The organism is Aureimonas sp. N4 (assembly GCF_001463925.1).
Taxonomy (GTDB): Bacteria; Pseudomonadota; Alphaproteobacteria; order Rhizobiales; family Rhizobiaceae; genus Aureimonas; species Aureimonas ureilytica_A.
On the sequence record NZ_BBWS01000004.1, the window covers coordinates 1 to 4,518 of the forward strand.

Annotated in this window: 4 protein-coding genes; all 4 read left to right on the forward strand. The window is 67.8% G+C overall.

All coding sequences use genetic code 11. The features are described 5' to 3' along the window. Window positions 1-2,209, forward strand: a 2,209-nt coding sequence (locus tag AUL28_RS01140) for a cbb3-type cytochrome c oxidase subunit I (RefSeq protein WP_062230380.1), incomplete at its 5' end; no start/stop codon positions are given. A 165-nt stretch (window positions 2,210-2,374) separates the two neighbouring features. Continuing rightward, the gene (locus AUL28_RS01145) at window positions 2,375-2,755 is read left to right on the forward strand and encodes a hypothetical protein (RefSeq protein WP_062230381.1); all 381 of its coding nucleotides are present in this window, start codon (window positions 2,375-2,377) and stop codon (window positions 2,753-2,755) included. After that, window positions 2,752-3,402, forward strand: a complete 651-nt coding sequence (locus AUL28_RS01150) for a cytochrome c oxidase assembly protein (protein ID WP_062230382.1) — start codon at window positions 2,752-2,754, stop codon at window positions 3,400-3,402. The genes AUL28_RS01145 and AUL28_RS01150 overlap by 4 nt, the downstream gene beginning before the upstream one ends. Continuing rightward, on the forward strand, window positions 3,399-4,518 hold a 1,120-nt coding region (locus AUL28_RS01155; RefSeq protein ID WP_062230383.1), incomplete at its 3' end, for a c-type cytochrome. The genes AUL28_RS01150 and AUL28_RS01155, both read left to right, overlap by 4 nt.

Consider the following 4,518-nt stretch of genomic DNA (forward strand, 5'->3'; position numbering starts at 1 on the left):
CCTGCCGCAGATGCTCGGCGCGCGCGACCTGCCGTTCCCGCGTCTCTCGGCCTTCGGATATTGGTGCTTCCTGATCGGCGGCATCTTCGTCTGCGGCTCGATCTTCTTCGGGCAGGCGCCCGATTCCGGCTGGTTCATGTACCCGCCGCTGACCACGCAGGCGCGCTTCACGCCGGGTTACGGGGCGGATATCTGGCTGCTCGGCCTCTCCTTCATCGAGGTGGCCTCGATCGCGGCGGCGGTGGAACTCATCGTCGGCGCGCTGAAGTGCCGCCCGCCCGGCATGAAGCTGAACCTCATGCCGCTCTACGCCTGGTATGTCCTGGTGGTTGCGGCGATGATCCTCTTCGCCTTTCCGCCGCTGATCGCGGGCGACGTCCTGTTCGAAATGGAACGCCTGTTCGACTGGCCCTTCTTCGATCCGACGCGCGGCGGCGATCCGATGCTCTGGCAGCATCTGTTCTGGATCTTCGGTCATCCGGAGGTCTACATCATTTTCCTGCCGACCATCGCGCTCTTTGCGATGATCATCCCGACCTTCGCGCGCCGCCCCTTGATCGGCTATTCCTGGATCGTGCTCGCGGCGGTCGGCACCGGTTTCCTATCGTTCGGCCTGTGGGTCCACCACATGTTCACGACAGGCCTGCCGGCCATGTCGCTCGGCTTCTTCTCGGCGGCGTCGGAAGCGGTCGCGATCCCGACCGGGGTGCAGATTTTCGTGTTTCTGGCGACATGCCTTGCCGGCCGCGTGATCTTCGCCGTCCCGATGCTCTTCGTGTCCGGCTCGCTCGGCATTTTCGTGCTGGGCGGTCTCACCGGCGTCATGGTGGCGATCGCGCCCTTCGACTGGCAGGTGCACGACACCTATTTCGTCGTGGCCCATCTCCACTACGTCATCATCGGCGGCGTGCTGTTTCCGATTGTGGCGGGCCTCTACTATTATTGGCCGATCGTTTCCTCGCGCAAACTCTCGGACCGCTGGGGCAAGATCGCCTTCTGGCTGATGTTCGTCGGCTTCAATGTCGGCTTCTTCCCGATGCACTATTCCGGCATGATCGGCATGCCGCGCCGCGTCTACACCTATCCGGCCGCGCTCGGGCTCGAACTGCCGAACCTCATCTCGACAATCGGCGCCTTCATCTTCGCCGCCGGCTTCCTGATCGTGGTGGCCGACATGCTGCGCCCCCGCAAGGACCCCTATGCGGACCGCAATGTCTGGAACGCCGGCACGCTGGAATGGTCGGGCGAGGTGCCGGACCAGCCCTGGGGCGTGCGCTCCGTGCCGATCATCCGCTCGCGCTACCCGCTCTGGGATCAGCCGGGCTTCGTGGACGATATCGACAAGGGCCGCTTCTATCTGCCCGACGCGCAGGAGGGAAAGCGCGAAACGCTGGTGACGAGCGTGCTCGACGCCGAGCCGATCCAGTGCCTGCGCGTGCCCGGCCCGTCCTTCGTGCCGATGGGCGCGGCGGTCTTCCTCGGCGCCTGCTTCATCGCCGCGACCTTCCACTACTGGACGCTGACCATCGCCTCGCTGGTGATCGCGATCTTCGTCATCATGTTCTGGCTCTGGAAGGCCACCGCCGTCATCCCGGAGAAGGACGAGAAATATGTCGGGCTCGGCCTGACCCTGCCGACCTACATGTCCGGCCCGCATTCGGTCTCCTGGTGGGCCATGTTCATCACCATGATCGGCGATGCGACGGCCTTCCTCAGCCTCGTCTTCGGCTATTATTTCTTCTTCACGATCCACGAGAACTTCCCGCCGCCCGGCGACACCGGGCCGGGCCAGTTCTGGCCGAGCGTGTCGCTAGCGCTTTTCGCGCTCGGCTGGGGCGCGACGCTCCTGTCGCATCGCGTGTTGAAGCGTAGCAGTACGATGCTGGCGCGCGCTCTGATGGCGCTGGGGCTCGTGGCCTTCCTTGGCGCCGGCGCGGCGCTGCTCTGGGCGCCGCATGTGACCGGGCTTCAGCCGACCGTCCATGTCTATCCCGCCACCGTCTGGATTCTCTGCATCTGGACCGCGATCCATGCCGGCGTCGGCGCGCTGATGCTGGCTTACTGTCTGGCGCGCTCCTTCGCGGGCAAGCTGACAGGGCGCTACGATATCGATCTCTCCAATGTCGCGCTCTACACGCATTTTGCGGCGGCCACCGGCCTTGTGACGGTGCTCACCGTCGGCTGGTTCCCTCTCGTGGCGGGAGGGTAGAGTGACTTTCGAAACCTCGCGGGGTCGGCTGGCGGAGGCTTTTCGCCGCCGGGCATCGTTGTCCATCCTCGTCGATGCCGCCGGCATCGACTGCGGTCGGCGTCTTGCCGACGACCAAAATCCTTCCACCATCCTCCGCCCGGAGGTCTCGAAAGTCACTCTGCGATGTTCGGCCTAAGGCGCGGCACGCGCGACAGTCTCATCACCATGGTCGCGACGCCCACGGTCTGGGCGCTGCATTTCCTCCTGTCCTATGTCTGGGTGGCGAGCGCCTGCGCGCCCAACGAGGACGTGTTCAAGTCCATCACCCCGGCGCGGATCGGGGTCGCCATCGCCACCGTTCTGGCGCTGGCCTTCTGCTTCTTTGCCGGCTTGCGCGCGTGGCGCGAATGGCGCGCGGAAGGCGGCGAGCCGCCGCATGATCAGCCCACGAAGGCCGACCGCGAGCGGCAGATGGAGATCGCCTCCGTGCTTCTGTCGGGTCTCTCCTTCCTCGCCGTCATCTTCACGGCGCTGCCCGTCCTTCTCGTCGCGGATTGCCGATGAGCTCCCCCGCGCTTCGGCGGCATGGGCCGCTTTGTCTCGCCCTCCTGCTTCTCGCCGTGCTCTGGGTCGGGCCGCTGCCGGCGCGGGCGGAGACCTCCTTTGCCGCGCATATGGTCCTGCATATGGGCGTCGTGGCGCTGGCCGCGCCGCTTCTGGCCTTCTCGCTCGGGCGATCCGGCCTTTTGCCGGCGAGCGCCGGCACGGGGCGCTTCGTCCTGCCCGCCGCGCTTCTCGAATTCCTGCTCATCTGGGGTTGGCACGCCCCGGCGCTGCATGACGCCGCGCGCCAGCATATCGGCCTCTTCGCTCTGGAACAGGGCTCGTTCCTGCTCGCCGGCCTGTTTCTCTGGACGACGGCGCTCGGGAGTCTCGGCAGCCCGCAGACCGGCGCGCGCGCGGCCGGGGCAGCGGGCCTGCTTCTCACCTCCATGCATATGACGCTGCTCGGCGCGCTTCTGCTTCTGGCGCCGCGCCCGCTCTATCGCTGCGGCACGCTCTGCTCGCCGCTGGCGACGCTGACCCCGCTGGAGGACCAACAACTCGGCGGTACCTTGATGCTGCTCGTCGGCGGCGCGGCCTATCTCGCGGGCGGGATCGCGCTGCTCGCCGGCGTCTTGAGAATACCAAAGGTCGAGGCGCGCCCATGAAGCGGTTCATCAAGATCACCTGGACCCGCCTTGCGCTTCTGCCGGTCGTGGGCGTCGCCGGCGCGCTTCTCGTCGGCGGCTCCGGCCTCGTGTCGATCGCCGCCTCGTCGGGCCATTTCGCGCCGGTCGAATGGTTCCTCCACTGGACCTTCAACCGCGCGGTCTCGACCCAGTCTCTGCCGATCAAGGTGCCGGACGGCATCGATCTGAACGACCCCCTGCTGATCCAGCGCGCGGCCGGCCATTTCGCCAGCGGCTGCGCACCCTGCCACAGCGGGCCGGGGGAGCTTCAGTCGCCGCTCACCTCCTACATGGTGCCGCCGCCGCCCCGGCTCGAAGCGCGCATCGGCGAGTGGAAGGACCGCGAGCTTTACTGGCTCGGCCTCCATGGCATCAAATATTCCGGCATGCCCTCCTGGACCACGCAGACGCGGCCGGACGAAATCTGGTCGCTCGTCGCCTTCCTGCGCGCTCTGCCCGACATGACGCCCGAAACCTATGCCAATCTGGCGCTGGGTGGCGCGGGCGGCGGCATGGCCGGCGCGCCCGTACCGGCGGCGTTGAAGCCGGCGCTGGCGGGCCTGGGGCAGAAAAGCGTGCCGGCGCTCGCCGATTGCGCGCGCTGCCATGGCTATGACGGGCGCGGGCGTGGCGCGGCCGGCTCCTTCCCCAATATCGCCGGACAGCCGGAAGCCTATCTCGCGGAAACGCTGATCGCCTATGCCAATGGCACGCGCGAAAGCGGCATCATGACGCCCGCCGCCGGCATCCACGATCAGGCGGTCTTGCGCGAACTCGCCGCCTGGTATGCCAGCCAGGACCCCGGCCCGGCGGCCGGCGGAGACATTCCGCCGCCCTCGGGCGTCACGATCGGATACGAGGGCGCGGCGCGCCTGCCGCGCGGCAGCGTCGGCCCGAATGCGCCTGCGACGGAGCCCGCCGCCACCGGCTCGGCCGCCGAGGTCGACCATGCCGCCGCGCACGGCCCGCCCTACAGTCCATCGGGCCTTCTGGACCTCGGCCGGCGCATCGCGGAGGAGGGCCTGCCCGAGCGCAAACTCGCCGCCTGCGACACCTGCCACGGCGCGGCGGGGCGCGAGAAGAACCCGCATCACC